This is a genomic window from Armatimonadota bacterium, from assembly GCA_035527535.1.
Lineage (GTDB): Bacteria > Armatimonadota > Hebobacteria.
In genome coordinates this window covers 18013-40157 of the sequence record DATLAK010000024.1, presented here as the reverse complement: position 1 = coordinate 40157, position 22145 = coordinate 18013, and the positions used below count along the sequence as shown (strand labels likewise).

18 protein-coding genes are annotated in these 22145 nt (G+C 69.8%); 5 read left to right on the top strand and 13 right to left on the bottom strand.

The features are described 5' to 3' along the window. Nucleotides 1-225: 225 nt before the first annotated feature. The 3 genes from VM221_01355 to VM221_01345 all read left to right on the top strand — a co-directional run bounded on the left by VM221_01355 (nucleotide 226) and on the right by VM221_01345 (nucleotide 7678). Nucleotides 226-810: a protease inhibitor I42 family protein gene (locus tag VM221_01355; protein ID HUT73463.1), complete on the top strand. Its 585-nt coding sequence runs from the start codon at nucleotides 226-228 to the stop codon at nucleotides 808-810. 152 nt (nucleotides 811-962) lie between these two features. After that, nucleotides 963-4091: a PD-(D/E)XK nuclease family protein gene (locus VM221_01350; GenBank protein HUT73462.1), complete on the top strand. Its 3129-nt coding sequence runs from the start codon at nucleotides 963-965 to the stop codon at nucleotides 4089-4091. Then, nucleotides 4091-7678 (top strand): UvrD-helicase domain-containing protein, encoded by a 3588-nt coding sequence (locus VM221_01345; protein ID HUT73461.1) that lies wholly within the window; start codon nucleotides 4091-4093, stop codon nucleotides 7676-7678. The genes VM221_01350 and VM221_01345 overlap by 1 nt, the downstream gene beginning before the upstream one ends. A 16-nt stretch (nucleotides 7679-7694) precedes the next feature. Here the strand turns inward: VM221_01345 and VM221_01340 are convergent, their stop codons facing one another. From VM221_01340 to VM221_01295, 10 genes are all read right to left on the bottom strand, one after another. Then, complete coding sequence (locus VM221_01340; GenBank protein HUT73460.1) at nucleotides 7695-9260, bottom strand: DUF4127 family protein; 1566 nt, start codon at nucleotides 9258-9260, stop codon at nucleotides 7695-7697. After that, nucleotides 9257-10000 (bottom strand): hypothetical protein, encoded by a 744-nt coding sequence (locus tag VM221_01335; protein HUT73459.1) that lies wholly within the window; start codon nucleotides 9998-10000, stop codon nucleotides 9257-9259. Before VM221_01335 ends, VM221_01340 begins: the two co-directional genes overlap by 4 nt. A 9-nt stretch (nucleotides 10001-10009) precedes the next feature. Beyond that, complete coding sequence (locus VM221_01330) at nucleotides 10010-10453, bottom strand: hypothetical protein (protein ID HUT73458.1); 444 nt, start codon at nucleotides 10451-10453, stop codon at nucleotides 10010-10012. Further along, entirely contained in the window at nucleotides 10434-11066 is a 633-nt protein-coding gene (locus VM221_01325; protein ID HUT73457.1) for a nucleotidyltransferase domain-containing protein, read from the bottom strand. Before VM221_01325 ends, VM221_01330 begins: the two co-directional genes overlap by 20 nt. Nucleotides 11067-11170: 104 nt before the next feature. Next, nucleotides 11171-11536 carry a hypothetical protein gene (locus VM221_01320; protein HUT73456.1) on the bottom strand — a complete coding sequence of 122 codons (366 nt, stop codon included), beginning with the start codon at nucleotides 11534-11536 and terminating at the stop codon, nucleotides 11171-11173. Between the two features lie 41 nt (nucleotides 11537-11577). Beyond that, nucleotides 11578-12480, bottom strand: coding sequence for a J domain-containing protein (locus tag VM221_01315; GenBank protein ID HUT73455.1), 903 nt, complete (start codon nucleotides 12478-12480; stop codon nucleotides 11578-11580). Continuing rightward, on the bottom strand, nucleotides 12477-13337 hold the full coding sequence (locus VM221_01310) for a ribonuclease H-like domain-containing protein (GenBank protein ID HUT73454.1): 861 nt from the start codon (nucleotides 13335-13337) through the stop codon (nucleotides 12477-12479). Before VM221_01310 ends, VM221_01315 begins: the two co-directional genes overlap by 4 nt. A gap of 42 nt (nucleotides 13338-13379) precedes the next feature. Next, nucleotides 13380-15887, bottom strand: a complete 2508-nt coding sequence (locus tag VM221_01305; GenBank protein ID HUT73453.1) for a DEAD/DEAH box helicase — start codon at nucleotides 15885-15887, stop codon at nucleotides 13380-13382. Nucleotides 15888-16021: 134 nt separating this feature from the next. Next, the gene (gene argC / locus VM221_01300) at nucleotides 16022-17071 is read right to left on the bottom strand and encodes an N-acetyl-gamma-glutamyl-phosphate reductase (GenBank protein ID HUT73452.1); all 1050 of its coding nucleotides are present in this window, start codon (nucleotides 17069-17071) and stop codon (nucleotides 16022-16024) included. A 43-nt stretch (nucleotides 17072-17114) separates the two neighbouring features. Beyond that, a complete protein-coding gene (locus tag VM221_01295) occupies nucleotides 17115-17672 on the bottom strand; it encodes a DUF2284 domain-containing protein (GenBank protein HUT73451.1) in 558 nt (185 codons plus the stop codon). A gap of 133 nt (nucleotides 17673-17805) precedes the next feature. Between VM221_01295 and rsmI the strand changes: the two genes are divergently transcribed. Further along, nucleotides 17806-18651, top strand: coding sequence for a 16S rRNA (cytidine(1402)-2'-O)-methyltransferase (rsmI, locus tag VM221_01290; GenBank protein HUT73450.1), 846 nt, complete (start codon nucleotides 17806-17808; stop codon nucleotides 18649-18651). Nucleotides 18652-18678: 27 nt separating this feature from the next. Here the strand turns inward: rsmI and VM221_01285 are convergent, their stop codons facing one another. The 3 genes from VM221_01285 to VM221_01275 all read right to left on the bottom strand — a co-directional run bounded on the left by VM221_01285 (nucleotide 18679) and on the right by VM221_01275 (nucleotide 20812). Next, nucleotides 18679-19731: a glycoside hydrolase family 172 protein gene (locus VM221_01285; GenBank protein HUT73449.1), complete on the bottom strand. Its 1053-nt coding sequence runs from the start codon at nucleotides 19729-19731 to the stop codon at nucleotides 18679-18681. Nucleotides 19732-19884: 153 nt separating this feature from the next. Beyond that, nucleotides 19885-20415 (bottom strand): thioredoxin family protein, encoded by a 531-nt coding sequence (locus VM221_01280; GenBank protein HUT73448.1) that lies wholly within the window; start codon nucleotides 20413-20415, stop codon nucleotides 19885-19887. Nucleotides 20416-20458: 43 nt separating this feature from the next. Next, nucleotides 20459-20812 (bottom strand): ferredoxin-thioredoxin reductase catalytic domain-containing protein, encoded by a 354-nt coding sequence (locus VM221_01275; GenBank protein HUT73447.1) that lies wholly within the window; start codon nucleotides 20810-20812, stop codon nucleotides 20459-20461. A 122-nt stretch (nucleotides 20813-20934) separates the two neighbouring features. Between VM221_01275 and VM221_01270 the strand changes: the two genes are divergently transcribed. Then, the gene (locus tag VM221_01270; GenBank protein ID HUT73446.1) at nucleotides 20935-22134 is read left to right on the top strand and encodes a hypothetical protein; all 1200 of its coding nucleotides are present in this window, start codon (nucleotides 20935-20937) and stop codon (nucleotides 22132-22134) included. Nucleotides 22135-22145 lie beyond the last annotated feature (11 nt).

Sequence of the window (22145 nt, the reverse complement as noted above, 5' to 3'; positions counted from 1 at the left end):
CCCCCTGGGGGAGGCGAAGGAGTTGCGGGTTCTTGCTCTGAAATCCGTGGGGGGGGCGCGAGCGAAGCGCGACTGCGCCAGGCGCTGCGCGACCTGGGCTTGCCGCGAACGCGCCGCATCGCCGAGGAGGCAACGGCGCGCGCCGCTGATCCCGCGCGCGCTGGCAGGAACGGGTGGGGTCATGCGGAATGATTACCTGCGGGGCGTCTCGCGCGGGAGAGCCAGGTGCAAACCAAAGTCTCCGTTGGTAAAGAAGACGACGGCAAGTCCATCCGGCTGGGTGTGGGCGACCTGCTGGAGCTGAGCCTGCCGGAGACCGATGCGGCAGCGAGCTGGCACGTGGAGGTTGACGCCAACGTGCTGGCAGTCGTGTCGTCGCCCACCAACACGCAGACGGTGTGGCTGCTGGACGAGGCGGATCAAACCCGCTTGTGGACCTTCCGCGCCGCCCGCACCGGCTATGCCCTGCTCAAGCTGTCCTACGATTCGATCGAGAACGGCGCGGCGGTGGATCACTTCGCGCTGGAGGTGACCGTCGGCGACGCGCCCAAGCCCAAGCCCATCCGTCAGCCGCTGCCGGCTTCGCAGCTCATCATCGTTCTTTTCCAGTCGTTTCTGATCGCAGCGGCCGGCGCCCTGCTATCCTTTCGCATGGCCACCTTGACGGCCCAGGTGCTGGACCTCAACGACGCGGTGCAGGTGGCGCAGTCCGATCTCCTGCTGGCCCTGCTGGGGACGGTGGGGCTGGCAACGGTGGCGGGCTTCCTGCTGGTGCGCATCATCGCGCTCTTCACCAGCCGGGGACGCTGAGGGCCCGCCGCCGCCCTTTCTGACGTTCCTCGCTTGCGCCCCCCCACCCGCCGCCCACGCGCGACGTCGCCGCTGCCGCGCTCCGGTCCCGCAGGTTGCCCGGCCTGCCCGCAGAAGAACGTATGGGCAGCAAGCGCAAGGGGAAGCCGGGCATGTCGAGGGTCGAGGTTCTCGTCAGCGCGGGCGGCGAGGCGGCCGACAAGGAGTGGCTGGCGCGCCTAGCGCGCCGCCTGGCCGGGGACGAGTGGGGGCGGATGCTGTGCATCGTGCCCACGCGCGATGCCGCCGACCACCTCACCGAACGCCTGCTGCGCGAGTTCGATCTGCCCGGCATCTTCGGCCGGCCCCTGCGCACCTTCTACGACCTCGCGCGCGACATCGCGGAGGCGCGACGCCTGGGCGGACGCAACCTCTCCAACCTGCAGCGCGCGCTGCTGCTCGAGGCGCAGGTCGCCGACGCCGACCTGCCGACTTTCCGCCGGGTGCAGCGCTTCCCCGGTTTCGCCGCCGCCCTGGGCGACCTTATCGGCGAGCTGAAGCTGGCGATGATCCACCCCCCCGACCTGCGCGCGGCGGCGGATGGATTGCCGAAAACGGAGGCGCCGCTGCGCGCCAAGTTGGGGGATCTCCTGGTCCTCTATGAGCGCTACCAGACGCTGCTGGAGGACCCGGCCCATCCCCGGCACGACGGTGAGGGGCTGATGTGGCACGCGGTGAACGCGCTGGAGGAAGATCCGCGAATCCTGGCGCCGGTGACGCGGTTCTTCTTCCACGGCTTCCGGGACTTCCACCGCGTGCAGATGCGGCTGCTGGGGGCCATCGCCGAGAGCGCCGACGAGGTGTTCATTCATCTTCGCCACGACCCGCGTCGCCCGCAGGCGCTTGCCGCTTCCGCGCGCACGCTGGAGGCCCTGAAGCGGCTGCCGGGGTGTGAGGCGCGGGTGGCGCCGCCGGCCGATGATGCCGCCAACCTCGGTCACCTCGCGGCGGGCCTGTTCGATCCGGCGGCGCAGGTCAAGCCCCCCGACGGCTCAGTGGTGATCATGGAGGCGGGAAGCCCGGCTCAGGAGGCGGAGCAGGTGGCGCGCGAGATCTGTCGCCTCGTCGCCGACGGGCGCGCGTGCTATGCCGACATCGCCGTCATCACCCGCGGCGACGAGGCGCGCGGGCGCTTCGCGCATCTGCTGGCGCGCTTCGAGGTGCCGGTGCGCGGGCGCACGGAATCCCTGGGCGCGAGCGCCGCCGGGCGCACCCTGCTGGAATGCCTGCGCATTGTGCGCGAAGGCTGGCCGGCGGCGGCGGTGGGGTCGGCGCTCAAGTCGCCGGTGCTGCCGGGGGAGGCGGTGGCGCGGGCGCGGGCGGAGGTGCGGTCGTGGGAGTTGGGGGTGCGCGAGGGGCGGGACCTCTGGTTCGCGCAGTGGCGGGATGATGATACGCTGCCGGCCCGCGAGCAGGCGCTGGCCCCGGTGCGCGAGCTGGAGGATCGCCTGCGCCAGGCGGGCGCGGCGGCGGAGATGGCGGCGGCGGTACGCGCACTGGTCGCGGGATTTCAGCCCCCGGATGATCCAGGCACGCGGCGCGACGAAGAGCAGGCGCGCGACCGCTTGCAGGAGGTCATCGCCGAGGTCGAGGAGGTGGCGGGGCTGCAGGAACGCCGGCCGCGGTGGCAGGAGTTCTGCGAGGGCCTGGAGCGCGCGATCGCGCAGGCCGCCTATCGCCCCGGGGCGCGCCCGGCCGACGCCGTCGCCCTGCACGACGCCACCGACCTGGGCGGCCAGCGCTACCGCGTGGTGTTAGTGGCCGGTCTGCTGGAGAAGGTCTTGCCCGCGCAGGTGCGCGAGGACCCGTTCCTGCGCGACCGCGAGCGGCGGCTGCTGGCGGCGGCGGCGGACCCCGCGCAGCCGATGCGACTCGCCCTCTCCACCGAGCGCCAGGACGAGGAGCGGCTGCTTTTCTGGCGCGCGGTGACGAGCGCGAGCGAGCGACTGTACTTGACCTATCCGGCGGCGGACGAGGCGGCGAAAGAGAGCCTGCCGTCGTTCTACGTCAACGAGGTCAGCCGCCTGTTCGGCGACGACGAGCGGCTGTACCGGCGGCGGCGGTTCTCGGAGCTGACGCCGGCGCCGGCCGAGGCGGTGTCGGCGCGCGACTGGGCGGCGTGCATCTGGCATGGATTCGCCCGCCGCGCGGCGCCGCGCGAACAGGCGCTGCAAGCGGCGCACTACAACGCATGGATCGGCAGCGAGGCGGCGCGGCCCGCAGACTACATGCGCCCCGCCCCGCCCTACGCCGACGTGCTGTCGGATCCCGACCTGCTCGCCGCGCTGGCGGCGCGCGCAGGCCCCTACCACCCCAGCGAGCTGGAGGCATACCTCACCTGCCCCTACCTGTACTATTGCGACAAGCTGTTGGAGCTGCATCCGGTCGAGCGCGAGATCGCGCCGGTGGACTACGGGCTGGTGCTGCACGAGGCGCTGGCCCGCCTCTACCGGGAATGGCGCGACCAGGCGGGGGGGCCGATCGCGGTCACGGCCCGCGACCAGGAGGCGGTGATAGCGCGGGGGCGGGAGATGCTGGACGACTGCCTGAGGCGCCAGTCGCGCTTCGCCAACTTGCCGGCGGCGCACAGGGCGATCGAGCGGCGCCGACTGGGCGCGCTGCTCGCTCGGTTCCTGGAGGCCGATCTGCGGGACACGGCGACCCGCGGCCTGCGCCCGGCGTACTTCGAGCTGCAATTCGGGTCCCCCGCGGACCGACGCGCCGATCCGGCGTCGCGGGAGGAATGCCTCAACCTGGGGGGGCTCGACGGGCGGCCGGTGCTCATCGCCGGGCGCATGGATCGGGTGGACCTGACGCCCGAGGGGGCGGCGGTGATCGTGGACTACAAGCTGAGCAAGGAGCTGCGCGACCTGCGGGAGCTGGAGGCGGGGGCGCTGGTGCAGGCGCCGCTGTATGCGCTGGCGGCGCGGGAGGTGTTCGGGCTGGCGGTGGCGGGGGCGGAGTACGCCTCCATCGCCGCGGGCAAGCGCAGCGGAATGTACGCCGCGGAGGGGCTGGCGACGCATGACTCGGTGCGCAACCTGGTGCTGCCGGCGCCGGAGCTGGAGGCGAAGCTGGAGTCCGCGGCGCAGGTGGCGCGGGAATGCGTGGGGCGGATACGGCGCGGGGAGATGCCGCGGGGTCCGCGCCAGGACTGCCCGGCGTGGTGCGGCTACCGGGGGATCTGCCGCATGGACGCGTGGACCCTGCGCGCCCTGCAGTCGCAGCGGGGGAATCGGTAGTGGCGGATGAAGTGCTGACACCGGAGCAGCAGGCGGCGGTGGAGACGCTGGACCGCGACGTGCTGGTCACCGCCGGCGCGGGCACCGGCAAGACGCGCGTGCTCACCCATCGCTTCACCCACATCGTCGAGCAGGGGCGGGCGGCGGTGGACGAGATCCTCGCCCTGACCTTCACCGAGAAGGCGGCGCGCGAGATGAAGGAGCGCATCGTCCGCCGCTTCGCCGACCGCGGCCGTGCCGACGACCGCCGGCGCGTCGAGACCGCCTACATCGGCACCATCCACTCCTTCTGCGCGCGCGTGCTGCGTGAGAATGCCCTCGAGGCGGGGGTGGACCCTCACTTCACCCAGCTCCAGGAGGCTGCGGCGGCGATGCTTCAGCGCCAGGTGTTCGACGCGCTCATGCCCGGCGCTGGTTCCAGCGCGGGGCCGGCGGAGGTCTTGCTGTCGGAGTTCTCGCTGCCGGAGCTGCGCGAAATCGTGCTCTCCCTCTACGCGCACGCGCGCCGCCTGGGCAAGCGCCCAGCGGAGCTGGTGACCGCGGCCGCGCCGGACCTCGGTGCGCTCGCCGACCAAGCGCGCGCAGCGGTTGCGGCGGCACTGGCGCTGGCGCAGGCGCCGGCCAGCAAGGCGCTCAGAAACGCACTGGCGGCGGCGCGGGAAACCGGGGACCGAGTCGCCACCCTGCTGGAGGCGCGCGAGTTCGACTGGGGCGCGTACGACGAGTTGCAGCAGGCGGCCCGGCTCTTCAAGGGCAACGTCGGCGCCCGCGAGCAGAAGCCGATCATCGCGGACGCGAAGCAGGGCGTCCTCGCCTTCGCCGGGGGGCTGCTGGGGATCGGCGCGAGCGCCCGCGCGCAGGCGCTGCGCGAGCTGCTCGGCGAGTTCGACGCCGCCTACCGCGCCGCCAAGGACGAGCAGGGGCTGCTCGACTTCGATGATCTGCTGACCGCAGCGCGCGACCTCTTCGGCACGCCCGAGCAGCCGACCCCGACCGCGCTTGGCTACCGCGACCGCTTCCGGTTCTTCCTCATGGACGAGTTCCAGGACACCAACCGGCTGCAAATGGCGGTGGTGGCGCCCATCATCCGCCCCGGCCGGTCGTTCACCGTGGGCGACGCCAAGCAGTCCATCTACCGTTTCCTCTACGCCGACGTGGACATCTTCCGGGAGCGCGAGCCCGCCCTCGCCGAGCGGGGCGGGGCGAACCTGGCGCTGGCGCGCAACTTCCGCAGCCATCCGGCGGTGCTGGCATTCACCAACGCCTTCTTCGGCGAGCTGTGGGCGCAGCAGGGCCTGACGGCCGGCGGGCTGGCGCCGGGCAGGCAGTTCGGCGAGCGCGCGGGGCCGCGGGTGGAGGCGCTGCTGGTGGAGCAGGGACGGAACCTGCGCGAGGCGCGCGCGCGGGAGGCGGATGCGCTGGCGCGGCGCATCGGGGAGCTGGTGGGGCTTGGGAATTCCCCGGCGCTGACCCTGACGGGGGCTGAGCGCGTGCGCCCGGCGACCCCGGGTGACGTGCTCGTGCTATTCCGCGCGACGACGGAGATCCAGCGCTACGAGGATGCGCTCAGCCGCTACGACCTCCCCTACTACACGGTCAGCGGGCGCGGGTTCTACCACACGCAGGAGGTGCAAGATCTGCGCAACCTGCTGGCGGCGATCGAGAACCCGCTGGACGATGTCGCGCTGGCGGCGGTGCTGCGTTCTCCCCTGGTGGGGGTCGGCGACGCCGGGCTCTACTGGCTCGGCGCGCCCGCGCCATCGGGGCCGCGCGATGAGGACGAGCCGCCGCCTCAGGGCGCCGGGCGCATCGCCGCGGGGCTGGAGCGCGCGGAGCAGTTGGGGGGCCTCGCGCCGCCGGATCGCGAGCGCGCCGCGGCCTTCCGCCCGCTGTTCCACCGCCTGCGCCAGTTGGCGGCGGGCAGCCACGTCGCCGAGGTGCTGGAGACCGCCGTGCGCGCCACCGATTACGACCTCAAGCTCCTGTGCCAGCGCAACGGACGCCGCCGCTACGCCAACCTCGAGAAGCTGCGCCAGCTCGCCCTCGCCTTCCAGAGTCAGGCGCGCTTCGGGCCGCGCGACTTCCTCGACCACCTGCAGCACCTGCAAGTCCTCGCCGAGCGCGAGACCGAGGCCGCCACCGAGGCCGAGGACAGCGATGTCGTGCGCCTGATGACCATCCACCAGGCGAAGGGGCTGGAGGCGCCGATCGTGGTCGTGGCCGATCTCGGGCGGCGGCTCAGGTTTGACCCCAAGCCGGCGCTGCTGTCGTCGCGCGGAGAGCTGGCGCTGCGGCTCAAGCATCCCCTCCGCGACGAGACGGCGAAGCCGCCGGATTACGAAGAGTTGGAGCAGGCGGCGATCGCCGCCGACCGCGCCGAGGACACGCGCCTGTTCTACGTCGCGTGCACGCGCGCGCAGGAGCACCTGCTGCTGTCGGGGTGTGTGGAAGCCGATGCTACTCTGCGAAGTAGCGAGGCTTCTTCGCTACGAAGCACGAGCGCCGACGAGCCGGGCCGGGTTAAGGCCCCGTCGCTCGACCGGCCCTACGCCGGCCTTCGAAGCTGGGCGCAGTGGGTGATGCAGTTCCTGGGCCTCGACGAGCTGCCGCCGCCGCAGGGGCGGGTTATGCAGGCTGGCGAGGTCCCGGTCCTCGTGCGCAGCGACGCGCCCCGACCGGTCGGGGCCGAGCGGCGCACGGACCGACCGCTGGCGGTGCGTTTTCGCGCTCAACTCGAAGCGGGCGAAGAGCTGGAGATTGCAGCTCTCGACCGGCAGGCGGAGGTCGAGGGTCTGGTGCGCGAGGCGCAAGCGGTGGCGGCCCGCGTGACCGCCAGGCCGGCGCCCCCGGCCGCCCAGGTGACGATCAGCGCCACCGCCGCCCTGCGCTATGCGGCCTGCCCGCGCCGCTACGAGCTGGCGGACATCGCGCGCCTGCCCGAGCCGGGGTTTGCGCACGGGGAGCAGGAGCGAACCGCCGCCGACCGCGGCGACGAGGACCCATCCACCCGCGGCGAACGCCTGCACGAGCTACTGAGCAAGCTGGACTTGCAGGCGGATTTCGAGCAGGAGCTGACGCGCCTGCTCGCCGATCTGCCCGCTGACGCGCGGGCGGACGCGGAGGCGGTGCTGCGGCGATTCCGTCGCGGGCCGCTGTGGGATGACCTGGCGGCGGCGCAGCGGGAGGCGGGCGCGCTCCAGCGCGAGACGCCGTTCGTCCTGCGCCTCGACGGCGGACTGCTGCGCGGCAAGGCGGATGTCCTGCGGCGGCGGGCGGGGGGGTGGATGGTCGTTGACTACAAGACCGGCGCCCGTCACGACCAGGAGTATCGCGGCCAAGTCGTGCTCTACGCGCTGGCCTGCCGGGAGCTGCTGGGGGTCGCGCCGACGCGGGGGATGATCTACTATCTCGACGCCGACGCCGGGGAGCCGGAGACCTTCGCCATCACCGGGGAGATGCTGGACCACGCAGCCGCCGCTTTGCAGCGCGCGCTGGCGGGTATCGCTGGCGGCGATTTCCCGCGCCGGGAGGGGCAGGCGTGCGGCAGGTGCGGCTTCCTCCGGGTGTGCGCAAAGGCAAGCGGATAATCAACGAGCCGCGGCCTCACGCGGTGACTGCGATGCGCGCCTCCACCTCGACCTCGAACAGGCGCGGCCACGGCAGGCGTATGCGCAGGTCGCGCAGCTCGGCGATGCGCGCGCGGTCCACCTCGACGCCGGCGAAATGCGCGGCGAACAGCCCGCGCGCGACATCACCCAGCCGGCGACGGACGTATTCCGCCGCCCGGCGCCGCCCGCGCCGCAGGTGCAGCGGATAGGCTCCCAGCTCCTCGCGCGCAAAGCGATAGGCCTGCGCGCGCACCACCGTCTGGTAGCCGAAGTCGTCGAGCAGGCGCTCGAACAGGAACTCGACATGAGCGCGGCGGGGCGCGCTGCCGGCGGTCGCGCGCGCGCCCATCACGCGCAGGGCCGCGTGCGCCAGGGCGGCGCCGATGGTGTTGCCGGCGGTATTCCAGCCGGCAAAGGCGGCCAGGCGCGGCAGCGCGCGGTGGCCGGCGAGGGCGGCGATGAGCGCCGGGTCAACCCCGTTGCAGTAGGCGACATCGGCGAGCGCGACCGCCCGGCCCGCGGCAGTCGCCTGCGCGATGCGGCCGATGAACTCCGCGGGCGGCGCGGAGCCGGGCGCGACGCAGGTGATATCGTCCTGGGTCGGGGTCGGCGGCGTATGCAAGGCGAGGACGATGTCGGCGGCTTGCGCGGTGGGCGCGATCTCCAGCCCCGCCGCCTCGATCTGGCCGGCCAAGGTCCGGCCGACCGGCCGATCCTCGAACAGCGCGAGGCACTCGGTCCCACCCGGCGTGCTGCACATGACCTGCACCCGGACGATCGCGCCGTATGCCCTTCCTGCCGCGCGCGCCAGCAGAACCATGCCCTGCTCGTCCGCCCCGGGGAAGATGCGCACCACCTCGGCGACGCCGCGCGACGCAGCCTCCGTTGCCAGCTCCGCCTGCTCGGCGACGTGGGGGCCGCTGGGCGGCGCGTCCTCCTGCGCCAGCACCAGGTAATCCACGACCCCCCGCTCCGCCAGCCCGACGAGCTCCTTGTTGACCGCGAGATTGCGCCGCCGCATGGCCGCGTGGCCGGCGACCACCGCGGGCGGCAGCGCCGCCCCCAGCCGCGTCAGCTCCTCGGCCTCCGCCGGCTCCAGGGCCGGGCGGTGGCGCAGCGCGTCGTAGCGCGCCAGCATGGGGCCGAGCTTGGCCAACCGCGGCGATGAAACGGTCAGCCCCAGCCGCGGGATGACGGCGAAGGCGTGGATGCGAAGGTGCGGGAAACGCCGTCGCAGATCGCACAGCCGGCGCACGCGGGCGGCCGCTGCCTGCTGAGTCACCTCCGTGGTGCGCGAGGCGACCAGCCCGCCGTAGGCCAGCATGTCGCAGGAGACGATTATCCCCTGCACCTCGCCCGCGACCGCTGCCAGCCACTGCCCCAGCGCCTCGGTGTCGCCCGGGCGCAGGAAGCGACCGAGCTGTCGCCGCGGCGGCACGCGCAACTCAAGCCCGCCAATGGCCGCCAGCCGGCGAGGGAATTGCAGGTTGGGCGGCCGGTCGTCCAGGGGGAGCAGGGCGAAGGCGGGGATCTTCGCCGTGGCCGCGCCGGGCGGTCTCATGAGGCCGCCAGCTCGTCCAGGGCGGCGCGGAAACCGCGCGTGGCCGCCTCCAGGCTCGCCGCTTCGACGCCGGTGACGATGGCGCCGATCATTATGCCGGTGACGCCGGCGGCGACGATATGGGCGACATCGTCCGGCTCGAAACGGCGCTGGCTGGGGACGATGATGGGCGTCGGCACCGCCTGCGCCAGGCGCGAGTAGAGCGCCAGGTCGGCGGCGGTCAGCGGCCGGCCGTACTGGTCGTGCGGGATCACCGCCGCCTCCAGCACCTCCATGCCGACCGCGGCCAGGCTCGTCGCCGCCTCGGCGCTGTAAGTCACGTCTATGGCCATCACCCGCGTCATGCGCTTCACCGCCGGGGCCTGCTCCAAGCTCACGCCGCGGGGCGGCGGCGCCGCATTGCCGATCAGCCACGACGGGAAACAGTGGGCGAAGGTGTCCACGAAATCGAAGCCCATGTCGGCGAGGGTCTCCAGCTCGTCGCGGCGCAGGGGGTCAGTGACCCCCGGGACGATGCCCACGGGCAGGTTCACCGCGTCGAGGATGGCCTGCAGGCGAGGGCGCTCCTGTTCCAACGAGCCGAAGTGGGTGCCGCTGGCGTCGTGGTGGACGTTGATATGGGTCTTGAGCGCGTGCGCGCCGCCTGCGGCGGCGGCGCGCGCGAGGTCGAGTGAATTATCGGGCAAGCTGACGATCAGCGTGGGTCCGGCGCATAGGAGTTCGTAGGCGTGTTTAGACATGCCAGGAAGCTAACCCTCCGGCGCAAGCTGCGGGTGGATCGCTCGCAGCCACTGCAACACCTCGCCCTGAAACGTCCGGGTCTCCGCGACCAGTTCGGCGACCTGCGCGTCTGCGACCTCACCCACCCGATCGTAATCGGCGATATTGCGCTTCGAGCGACACTGGTCAAAGTAATCAGCCTTCGCCTGAAACTGCTCCCCCATGATGAGCGGTAACGCCCGAAGAGTCACCCAGTGATGTCCGGCTCCCGATGCACGATAACCGGCCGCGTGCAGCACCATTGTTGCGAGCGCCAACGCGCCATTGTAGGCGGTCGCAAAACGTCGGTCGGTCGAAAGCGCGGCAATCACGGCGTCCGCAAGGTCGCGCTCCGATACCTGCAAGAGAGCGCTAACTTCATCCGCCGACGTCTCGTGTCTGCGGAGCCTGCCCTCAGCCAGCAAGTCCTGCAAGCTCATCCTCGCCCCCGATCAAGAACACTTTGGGCGCCGCCAGCACCTGGCTAACGAAATGGTGCCCGTCCCGAGCCTTTTTGCGGAACTCCTCCGGCGGGTAGAAGGCTGCATTCAACTCGCGCCCGAGATCGCGCCCCACCGGGCCCAGTGCACGAGCCGCCTCCTTCGCGGAAAGGCGTCCGATTACCAGCAGGTCTATGTCGCTGTCCGCAGTCTCGTTGCCGCTTGCGAAGGAGCCGTAGATGAAGGCGACCAGCACTCGCTCCTCCAGCGGCAGGAGCGCCGAACGCAGGGCGTCGCCGATGGCGACCGTCTTGAGCAGCAGTCGCCTGAGGTCGTCGAGTGCAGGGTGGCGCGATTTGAGCCGATAGTAAACGCGGTTGCCTTGGGGCGTCCGCGTCACGAGGCCCGCGTTCTCCAGCCGGCCGAGCTCTCGCTGCACCAAGTACAGCCGCGCCCCTACTGCCTGCGCCAACTGGCGCTGGTAGAAAGCCTGGCCCGGCCGCAAGACGAACAGCCGCAGGAGGGCGACGAGGGTCGGGGAGGCAAAGAGCTGCCCCAAGCCGGATTGACCAACATTATTGGTCTGTTGACCGATATTATTGGTCAAGTTCGGTTTCCCTCGATGTATCGTGCCCACATGTGGTCATGTCGTCTCGAATGGCGCCCCGACTCGCGTCGCGGCCGAAAAGCCCAGCCTCCGAACCGGCAGCGTCACAGTGATCTGGCTTCGCTTGCACCCACCGTCTCGGCCGCGTTTGCCGCTAACCGCAGAGCGGTAATTGCCGCGGCCACCGTGCTGCGCGCGGCCGCGGAGTCGGAGTACCCTGACAGGAAATAGACCCACGCGGATAGATAGTACTCACGGTAGGCTTCCGCGAAGTTCCTCATCCCCAGTGCCTCCAGCAGCCCAATCACCCCTGTCCGGTTGAGCGACCATACCTGCGGCGAGGGTATCCCCGCCAGCAGGAGGAGCCGTGGAGCGCTCGGCGACACGCGCCACGTGAGGTCGAGTGAATTATCGGGCAAGCTGACGATCAGCGTGGGTCCGGCGAATAGGAGGTCGTGAACTCGTCCCATGGGATCCTCCCTGCCGCGGGGGAATGTGTGTCCGGTGCGCCTCAACTCGCCCGCCGGCGGGGCTGAGAGCGCACGAGCTCCAGCGCCACCACGGTCGGCGGCAGGTCGAGGAGCTGGGCGATGCGCTCGACCGCTTTGCCGACCTCGCGGTGGATGGCGTCGCGCTGGGCGCCATCGCCGGAGGCGGCCTTCGCCTCCTCGGAGATCCAGTTGACGCAGGTGAGGACGAACTCGGCGCGGGCCAGCGGGTGCTGGCGGTTGGGCGTGTTCTGCCAGGTGTTCTGGATCTTGCGCGCCAGCAGCTCCCAGGCTGTGACCTGGGGGGCTTTCGCCGGGCGCTCCTTAAGGGGCTCCTTCCCGGCCTTGGCGCCCGGGGGCGGGGGCGATGGTTCGAGGTGGGGCTTGCGCCCCTCGGCGCGCTTGACCCAGTCCCAGTCCTCCTGGGTGGTGCCTTCAATCACGCGGTATTCGATCTCCTGCCCCGAGACCTCGCGCAGCACCCCGGTGATGCGATGGCGGTGGGCGGGGGTTTCCAGGTGCCCGGACAAGTACTGATCCTTGCCCGCGAGGCCCACCACCAGCAGGTTGCCCTCGACGGCGATGGGCGCCGCCGCGCGCATCGCCTGGATCATGATCTCGAAGGCATCGGAGCGCTCGAGAATGAGCTCCGTGGCCTCGCGCCACAGATGCTCGGGTTCAAGCTCGGCCAGCGGATATTTCTGCCGCGGCAGGGACTTGTCGTACTGCGCGCGCTTGGCGGGGTCGGACAGCGTCTCGTAGGCCATCTGCAGCAGCGCGAACTCGCGCGGCGCCTGTGGGTCATCCCTCGCCGCGTCCGGGTGATAGCGGCGCACCAGCTCCCGATACGCCTGCTTGATCGCGCCCAGCGCGGCATCGCGCTTCACCCCCATCACCGCGTAGTAGTCCGGCTCGGCTTTTTTCATGGCTCCCCCAGCAGCAAGGCCGACAGCTCGGCCATGGTCAGAAGATCCAGCCGGTTGTGGCGCATGACGGGCGCGATGAGCCCCGCCTCCCGACTGCGCACGAAATCGTGGTAGCGCTGCGGGATCTCCGCCCCGGGGATGTCGCCCGCGCGCAGCCGTCGGCACAGGTGCCGCTCCAGCGTCTGCAGGCGGCAATCAGGCACCCGCCCCCGCCAGCGCCGCCGCGCCGCCCACAGCAGGTCCACCGCCTCCACCTCCAGTTCCCCCGCCAACCGGTGATACGCCATGCGATCGCGCAGGAACGGCAGGTCGAAGCACTTCCCGTTGAAGGTCACCAGCACCTCCAATTCCGCCACCAGCGCCGCGCACGCCGCCAGCAGCGCCCGCTCCTGCGAGTAGTCCCGCGCCAGGAGCTGCGTGATCACCAATTCGCCGTCAACCGGCCGCATCAGGCCGACGAGGAAGACCGGACGTCCGATAAACCCGGCGGTCTCGATGTCCACCCAGCCGACCCGCGTCGGGTCCACCCGCGACAGCGGCTCCAGCTCAGTTGCGGACGATGCGCCGGCCCCCGCGCCATCCAGCGCCGCCCACAGGCTCTGCGTCACCTGCCCGGCTTGGGACCAGACCGCGGAGATGCTTTTCTCCCATACCAGCAACTCCCCCTGCTCGGTGGCGGCCAGCCGGAGGTCGAGGGCGGTCGGGGTGCCGCATGGCCCGGGCGGGGGCCCCGATAGATCGGGATCCAGAGAGACCCGCGCTCCACCCGCGGTGGTGCCCCGTCGTCCGCGCGGCAATCCCGCCCGGCCGCGATTCCGCTGCAAGTATGAAAGCTGATCGCGCAGCGCGGTAGTCATGAGCGTCTGCCGAGCTCCAGGTTCCCGAAGCCGTTCATTTCGTCAGTCACCGCCGGAAGCCTTCTCCCCCGGCGGGGGAATGCCGATGCGCCGGCGTCGCCCCGCGCGGCGCACGCGCTCGGCGATACGGTCGGCAGCGGGCGCGATATTCCTCGGTGGCACAGCCGTCTCGGCTGCGAATGCAGCAGAGATAGGCTTGGCAAGAGATACGCCTGCCCCGCCAGGGACGGTCCCACCCAGCAGCCGGTGCAGGATCACCAGCGCCGCCTCCTTGTCGGGGATGGGATAACCGCCCCCCACGTCGGGGTCGCCGTGCTGCGGCGGCAGGGTTACCGGCGAGCCCACGCACGACGGACACCCCGCCTCGCATTCGCATTCGCGGATCAGCGCCAGGCAACTGCGCATCATCTCCTCCACCATCTCGTAGCCCTTCTCGGCGAAGCCCAGGCCGCCGGGGTAGCGGTCGTAGAGGAAGATGGTCGGCGTGCCGGTGTTGCTGGAATCCACGATCCCCCCCAAGTCGGTGCGATCGCACATGGCGTAGAGCGGCAGCACGTGCACCAGCACATTGCGAATCCCCACCATCCCCTCGATAGGCCGACGCCCCGCGGCGCGCACCGCCTCCAGGGTCTGCTCGTCGGGGATGAGCCAGGTCGCGGCGGTGTCGAGGCTCTGCGGGGGCAGGTCGAGCTTGGCGTAGCCGACAGAGTCCAAGGAGTAGAACTTGATTTTCTTGAAGGCGGTGGTGGCCCAGGTCACGGTCGCCGGGCCGTGGCAAACGCCCCAGCCGCGCCACACACATTCTTGTTCGGCCCGGCCAGCCCGGATATTCGCGTCGAGCACCGCCTGGGTGTAGTAGCCGAGGTCACGGCGCTCCACCCGCGCGGTGCGCGCCTCCAGGTCGAGCTCGCGCACCAGGTAGGTCTCGCCCTGGTGCAGATAGACCCCGCCGGGATACACCAGCTCCGGCGCGCTGATGGCATCCACCACGCCGATGACCGCGTTGTCACGGGAGGCGTCCATGATGGTGAAGGTGTCGTCGGAGCTGGTGCGCAGGTTGACCTGGGCCGCGGGGTAGTCGGTGCTCGCCCAGTACCAGTCGCCGTCAATGCGCTGCACCTGGCCGGCGTCCTGGAGAATGGCGGCGATGGAATCGGTCAGCTCGCCGAAGTAGCGCCGGTCGTCGGGGCGCAACGGCAGCTCGAAGGCGGCGCAACGCAGGTGGCCGGCCAGGACGTAGGGATTCTCGGGGTCTATCACCGCGTTCTCGGGCGAGCGGCCGAAGAAGTACTGCGGGTGGCACATGAGGTACTGGTCTATCGGATCGTTGTAGGCGACGAGGATTGCCAGCGCCTCCTCGGCGCCGCGGCCGGCGCGACCCGCCTGCTGCCAGGTGGAGGCGATGGTGCCGGGATAGCCGACGATGATCGAGGCATCCAGCGATCCCACGTCAATGCCCAATTCCAGGGCGTTGGTGCTGGTGACGCCGCGCAGCTCGCCCGAGAAGAGCCGGCGCTCGATCTCGCGGCGCTCGGCCGGCAGGTAGCCCGCGCGGTAGGGGCTGAGCGTGTCAGCCAATTCCGGCGCTGCTTTCCGCAGCGATTCCTGGGCATAGCGAAACAGCAGCTCCGCGGCGACCCGGGTCTTGGTGAAGGCGATGGTCTGCACGCCGCGCGCCATCAGCGCCACCAGCAGCTCCTTGGCCTCGTCGTGGCTGGAGCGGCGCTCCATGTGCGCGGCGTCGAGGTGCGGCGGGTTCCACAGCAGGAAGGTTTTAGGGCCGCGGGGGGAGCCGTCGCGGCTGATCTCCGCCATCTCCAATCCGGTCAGGCGCTGGGCGAGCTCGACCGGGTTGGCGATGGTGGCGGAGCAGCAGACGAACTGCGGGGTCGCCCCATAGTGCTCGCAGATGCGCCGCAGCCGCCGCAGGACATTGGCGACATGGGACCCGAAGATGCCGCGGTAGGTATGGATCTCGTCCACCACCACGTATTTCAGATCGGCGAAGAAGCGTGACCAGCGGCTGTGGTAGGGCAGGATGCCGGTGTGCAGCATGTCGGGGTTGGTGAGGATGATGTTGGCGTCGGCGCGCAGACGGCGGCGGGTGGAGGCGGGCGTGTCGCCGTCATAGGTGCCGCACCGTAGGGGCAAGGCATGCCTTGCCCCTGCATCATCCCCGAACCTCCGCAGCCCGCGCAGTTGATCCTGCGCCAGCGCCTTGGTGGGGAAGAGGTAGAACGCCTTCGCCTGCGGATCGGCGAGCAAACGCTCCAGCACCGGCAGGTTATAACATAATGTCTTGCCGCTGGCGGTAGAGGTAACGACCACTACATGCTTGCCGGCACGCAGATGCTCGATCGCCTCGACCTGGTGTGAGTAGAGGCGCTCAATGCCCTGATCGGCGAGGGCCTGCCGCAGTTCCTCGGGCAGCGGCGGATCGAGGTCGGCGAACTCGGCCTCGCGCGCGGGCAGATGCTCGATATGCGCCACCCGCCCGGCGCCCGCGCGGGCGCGGAGCTGTTCAATGAAATCGGTTACGCCTAAGGCCATGTGCCAACTCCTCTCCCTTCAAGGGAGAGGTCGTCCCGACTGGTCGGGACGGGTGAGGGTGGAAGGCCGTGCCCTCGCACCCTCTCTCGAACGCGCCGCGGCAATGACTCTGTCGCTCAACCAGCGAGGCACGATCAAATGCCCAGGCCTCGCATGCTGATGCCTGCTGTCTCGTCAATCCGAAACATCAGATTCATGTTCTGCACAGCCGCCGAACATGCTCCTTTGCCCATGTTGTCGATCGCCGCGAAGATCACAATGCGGCGCCGCTTCGGATCTACATCCATGCCTATCTGGCAGAAGTTCGAGCTCGCCACATCCAGCACACTCGGGTACGACTCGTAGTGCCACGCCGCTTGCGGACTGCCGGATAGCCTATTGACGATCACGAACGGCTGCTCGGCATAGAACGCATCATACAGGTCGAGCAGATCATCTCTGGTCGGCAATGGATCCGCGAATGCATGGCATGTCGCCAGAATGCCGCGGCTGAAGGGGCCGTAGTGGGAGGTGAAGTGGACACATACGGAACGACGGGCCACCAGTGAAAGCTGCTCCTCCATCTCGTACGTGTGACGGTGGCCGACAACGTTGTATGGGATCACCGTGCTGCACATCTCCGGATGGTGCACGGAGCGATCCAGCGTCGCACCGGCGCCGGACGTTCCCGAGATGCCATCTACAACCAAGTGGTCCGCATCAACGTTAGGCATTTGCACCAAGGGGGCGAGCGCCAGGATAGCGGCTGTGCTGAAGCATCCGGGATTGGCCACCAGATCGCAGGCGCGGATTGCATCTCGATGCAGCTCGGGAATGCCGTACACGGCCATCTTCTGCAACTCCCAACTGCGATGAGGCCCGTAGATACTCTCGAAGACGCTCCGGTCCGTTATACGGAAATCCGCAGCCATCGAGACCACTTTGCTGCCCCGGCGAAGCAGGTCCGGCGCAACTTCCATGGCGACACCCACAGGAGTGCACAAGAAGACCACGTCTGCGTCCGGGGTGCCCTCCCCGGCAATGAACTGCAACTGCGTACCCAAGAGATTCCTATGCACATCCTCGACCGTTCCTGCCTCCCGGCTGTGCCACCATGCAAGCTCTGCATCCGGATGAACAGCGATGAGCCGCGCGAGCTCCCTCGCTACGTAACCTCTGCCGCCGTATATGCCGACTCGAATCACCTTTCGCTCCTCCGTAGCATTGGGGTGCCGGATTCCGCGTCCCCTACTCCACCAGCAGCAGCCCGTAGTAATTCTGCTCGGCGTCGCGGGTGCGGCAGACCTCGATGGGGAAGCCGTTGGCGCGCGCGGTCGCATAGACATCTATCCCGCACGCCTCCATCGAGGGCCGCGCCTCGTGGGGATGCACACACGACTCCAGGTTGCATTCGTCGCACAAGTAACACGGCCCGGAGGCGATGCCGAATGCCTTGTAGAACCCGTCCAGGAACGCCGCCCGCTCCAGCTTGGCGATCACCTTGCGCACATCCCGCCCGCCCGCGAAGTGCACCAGCAGGATGGTCTCGTACTCATCCAGCAGCCTGCGCGTCGTCTCCGGGGTTGGCGAATGCGGCGGGCAGGTGAGGCAGCCGCCATACCCCCCGCACCCGTACTGGCATTTCAACCGCACCCAGGTCGCGGTGAAGACCGTATCGGAGCCGATGGCCTTGACGTCAACTGCCCCGGAGCGCTTCGCCAGGCGCACCAGGCGCTCTACTCTCTCTCTCGCACTGCCCGGCGCGCCCGCCTTCTTCACCGCCTTGGTCTTGTTGGGAGCGGCCATCCGGCGGCCCTCCTGTAGCGAATATGCGTTCTACCAGCGGATTCTGCATTCACTACCCATGACCTGCCAGCGCGGGGGATTTGGAGGTGGCGCGGCGCGCCTCGTCGAAGGTGCAAGGCGTCGGGGCACGATCGTGGCAAACACCAGCGGCACCCTTTACGTCGTCGGCACCCCCATCGGCAACCTGGAGGACGTCACCCTGCGCGCGCTGCGGGTGCTGCGCGAGGTGGACCTCATCGCCGCCGAGGACACGCGCGTCACCCGCAAGCTGCTGGCGCGCTACGAGCTCCACACCCCCATTACCAGCTACCATCAGAACAGTCCGCCGGCGAAGCTGGCGTCCCTGGTGCGGCGGTTGCGGCAGGGGGCGAACATCGCCGTCGTCTCCGACGCCGGCATGCCGGGGATCAGCGATCCGGGGGCGGAGCTGATTGCGGCCTGCCTGGCGGCGGGCGTTGCGGTGGTTGCCGTCCCCGGGCCGACGGCGGTGATGACGGCGCTGGTGGTGTCGGGGCTGGCGGGCGAACGGTTCGCGTTCCACGGGTTCCTGCCCAGCCGCAAGGCGGCCCGGCGGCGGGCGTTGCAGGGCCTGCGCGAGCGGGCGGAAACGCTGGTATTCTACGAGGCGCCGCATCGTCTGCAGACATGCCTGGCTGACATGCAGGAGATTTTCGGCGACCGGCGGGCGGCGGCGGCGCGCGAGCTGACCAAGGTGCATGAGGAGGTGGTGCGCGGGCGGCTGTCGGAGCTGGCGGCGCATTTCGCCGCCGCCAAGCCGCGCGGCGAGATCACGCTCATCGTCGAGGGTGCCGGCGCCCCCGCAGCGCAGCCGCGGGATTTCGACGCCGCCGGCGCCGAGGTGCGACGGCTGGTTGGCGAAGGTACATCCCTACGCGATGCCGCGCGGCAAGTGGCCGCGGCGACGGGGCTGCCGCGCGGGCGGCTCTACCAGGCGGCGCTGGAAGAGCGCGGGAAGTAGGGGCAAGGCATGCCTTGCCCCTACCGGCTACCTCGGCCAGCGTGCGCTTGCCGGAGGAAAAGCCGGGAATCCAGCGTGGGGCTCGGCCTGATACCAGAAGGCGGTGGAGGCGATGTCATCGGCTAGAGGCTGATACCTCCCGTTCGGCCACCAGCCGAGAGCCTGGATAGCGACCCGTAGGTCCTGGCGGAAGCGAATCGGGTCGAGTACATGCCAGCGATACAGCCCATGCTTCGGCACCTCCCCCGGCTCCCGCCGCCACAGCGGATAGCCGAGGAAAGCCGTGCAGTAGGTGTCTCCGAACCCCCAGGCTCCGCCGAAGTAGTCCTCGGTCCCGGTTCCGCAGATGGTGGGGTGCTCGCCGTCGCCGTCAATGAAGAACTTGATCTCGCCCTCTCCCCACCAGCCGTTGGCGAGCTGGGTCCAAGCCAGGAAAGTCCCCACGTAGTGGCCCTTGCCTTCGACGCCTTCGAGCAGCACATGCTCGGGCTTTTCCCGCGGGGTCACACTGCGGCGCCACTGCGCATGGAAATAGGCGGCCTCCGGCGGGACCTCGCCTAGAGCGTAGGTAATCTGATAGAAGAAGCCGGCAATGTCCTCCCAGCGCTGGTTTTCAATGGTCACGCGGGCCGATTCACGGAACGGCATCGGCCAATAGCAATTGAAACCGCCACTGGGATTGACGGCCACCACCAGCGAGCTGACGTTGTAGCGGAGGCCGTGACCGTTGGCGAAGAAGTCACCCAGGGGCGCTTCAACGGACGGAGTCTCCTCACCATCCCAATAGAAGCGGAGCACGCAATCACGATACGCCTTCGCCGCGACGGTTATCCAGATATGCTGAATCGTGCCGGGCCCCTTGATCTCGGCGAGGGTGCAGGTTGATTCCTTGGGCAAGGTGATGCACGGTCGCACTTTCCAGCCCTTGCCGAGGTCGGCGCCGGCGCTCGAGGCATCCGGTGACTCCAGCGCTCCAGCGGCCTTTGCCCCGGTCGGGTTCTCGGCGGAGATCGAGCGGGTCTCCGCATTTGACAGCAAGGGAAGAAAGCTCACTCCAGGGTCGAATCCGGGCAGACTCACGGCAACGCTCCTTTGCGGTTCGGTGGGGTCAAGTCCCCAATCTGCTGCTGCAGTGATGGGACATGAGTAGGTCCGCCGGCGGCGATTCCGCCGCGGCGGATAAGTTTGTAGTGGTAATGGGCGGCTTGCGTCCGCTGTTGCCCCGCCCGCAGGTCACTTCCACTTCACGCCGCAGCCGACGGCGTTGGTCTCGGCGGTCGCGATTGGCGCGCCCGCCAGCAGCGCGTCCAGCGCCTCGCGCAGATCGCGGCGGCGCACCGCCGACGGATCATCGGGGTTGTCGTCAATGCGACCGTGGTAAACCAGCTTGCGCTCGGCGTCGAAGAGGAACACCTCCGGGGTCACCGCCGGGCCGTAGGCGCGCGCCACCTGTTGAGTTTCATCGCGCAGATAGGGGAAGTTGAACCTCTTCTCGCGCGCGCGCTCGACCATGCGCTCGAAGCTGTCATCGGGGTAGCGGGCGACGTCGTTGGAGTTGATGGCGACCACCTGCACCCCCCGGTCGGCGTAGTCGCGCTGCAGTTCCACCATGCGATCCTCGTACCTGACCACCATCGGGCAGTGGTTGCACGACCAGATGATCGCGAGCGCCCGCTTGCCCGCGAAATCCGCGAGCGCGTAGTTGCGCCCGTCCACGCCCGGCAGGTTGAAAGCGGGCGCCCGGTCCCCAATCGCGAGTGCCATGTTGTCTCCTCCCATAGGTTTCCGAATTGTCTGGTCCTGCCGATCACCGTTCATCCGCGGCCTGTATCCTTCCATGCCGCTCGGCGAACTCCTGGCTCACGAACAGCCGACATTCGCAGTGCCCGTCGCGGGCGATCTCGTCGCGGTGGCTGCGGCAGGGGCAGATGTTGGGGCGGTCGGCGTCGCGGTCGCCCGCGACCTTGCGGCAGGGGCAGTACTGCCGCCCACGCTCGAGCAGGTTGCGCGCCAGGCGCGTGACCAGGCTGCGCACCACCATCTCGTCGGGGAACAGCCGGTACCGGCTGCGCCGCAGGTAGCGCTCCAGGCGGCGTTCGACCAGGCGGCGCGCGCGCGCCAAACCCTCCGCGTCAGCCGTGCGGGTGTCGGGGTCGTTCATGGCGAAAGTTATTATACCAGGCCCGCGCGGCGGCGGCAAAACGCGAGAGGAGCCGCGCCGGATCAGCGGGAATGACCCAACGACGCCGATGGGGAGGCATGCTGCCAGTGGGAAATACCCACGTGTCCGCGCTCAGAGACGACGGCCGCTACCAGGACGGCGGCTACTGGGCGACGCCGCTGGCATGGTTCATGGACGCCCTGATGCGGGTGGATGTGGAACGCGCCGCCGCCACATTCTGCGCCGCGGTGGCGGACTTCCGCGCCGCCGGCATCAACGAGTGGATCAACCGCGATGCGCGCGGCGTCGCCGACTACGTCGCCAGCGCGAGCATGCCCCTGGCCGGGGTGCGGCGGCTGCGGGCGCACCTTGCGGCTCGCAGCGAGCACCTGGGGCAAGCCCTGGAGACCCGGCTCGACGAGGACGAAGCATGGTTAGGCGCCCAGGCGGATCGCATCATCCGCGCCGGATCCGCGGTCGGCAAGGACGGCGTGCGCATCTTCACCCCCGATGCGAGCGGATGGTACCGTGCGTTCTGGGTGCGCGACTGGTCTTACGCCATCGAGGGGAGCCCCCAGGCGTTCACGCGCCAGGAACTGCGCGACGGCTACCGCTTGCTGGCGGCGGCGCAGCGCGCGGACGGCTGCATGCCCGACCGCGTGCGCGCCGACGGCGTCGGCATCTATTCGCCCGGCCCCGATGATGACCAGCTCAGCGCGCACGGCTCCACCGATCAGTCGCCGTTCATGGTCATCGTCTGCCACCAGTATTGGAGGCTGCACGACGACCTGGAGCCGTTCCTGCGCACCGCCGAGGCCCTGGAGCGGGGACTGCGCTTCGTGCCGCGCAACCCCGATAACGGCCTGGTGACCATCGCCGACCCGAGGCGGTTCCGCCCGTACAGTTTCATGGACTGCGTGCCGCTGATGGGCGACGAGCAGTTCAGCTCGGTGCTGCTGTGGGACGCCTGCCGCAAGCTGGCGGAGATGTTCGCGGCGGCGGGCGACGACGGTCGGGCGGCCCCCTGGCGCGCGGAAGCCGAGCGGGTGCGCGCGGGCCTCGTCGGCCTGTGGGACGACGGAGCGCAAGCTTTCGTCGCCGCCAGCGAGCGCTGGCCGCAGCCCTCGGTGTGGGGATCGGCGTTCGCGGTGTACACCGGTATCACGACCGCGGCCCAGACCGCGGGCATCGCCCGTTTCTGCGCCGACAACTACGATCGCATCGTCCAGCGCGGGCAGATCCGGCACCTGCTGAAGGGCGCCTTCTGGGGGCAGCCGCAAGAGCAATATGTCAGTCGCGGGGCCGGCGATCCACAGCGTTGAATAGGCTGGGG

Coding starts and splice junctions, on each gene's coding strand:
- VM221_01350 (HUT73462.1), top strand. CDS start 963: ATGTCGAGGGTCGAGGTTCTCGTCAGCGCGGGCGGCGAGGCGGCCGAC.
- VM221_01340 (HUT73460.1), bottom strand. CDS start 9,260: ATGAGACCGCCCGGCGCGGCCACGGCGAAGATCCCCGCCTTCGCCCTG.
- VM221_01335 (HUT73459.1), bottom strand. CDS start 10,000: ATGTCTAAACACGCCTACGAACTCCTATGCGCCGGACCCACGCTGATC.
- VM221_01320 (HUT73456.1), bottom strand. CDS start 11,536: ATGGGACGAGTTCACGACCTCCTATTCGCCGGACCCACGCTGATCGTC.
- VM221_01315 (HUT73455.1), bottom strand. CDS start 12,480: ATGAAAAAAGCCGAGCCGGACTACTACGCGGTGATGGGGGTGAAGCGC.
- VM221_01310 (HUT73454.1), bottom strand. CDS start 13,337: ATGACTACCGCGCTGCGCGATCAGCTTTCATACTTGCAGCGGAATCGC.
- VM221_01305 (HUT73453.1), bottom strand. CDS start 15,887: ATGGCCTTAGGCGTAACCGATTTCATTGAACAGCTCCGCGCCCGCGCG.
- VM221_01295 (HUT73451.1), bottom strand. CDS start 17,672: ATGGCCGCTCCCAACAAGACCAAGGCGGTGAAGAAGGCGGGCGCGCCG.
- VM221_01280 (HUT73448.1), bottom strand. CDS start 20,415: ATGGCACTCGCGATTGGGGACCGGGCGCCCGCTTTCAACCTGCCGGGC.
- VM221_01275 (HUT73447.1), bottom strand. CDS start 20,812: ATGAACGACCCCGACACCCGCACGGCTGACGCGGAGGGTTTGGCGCGC.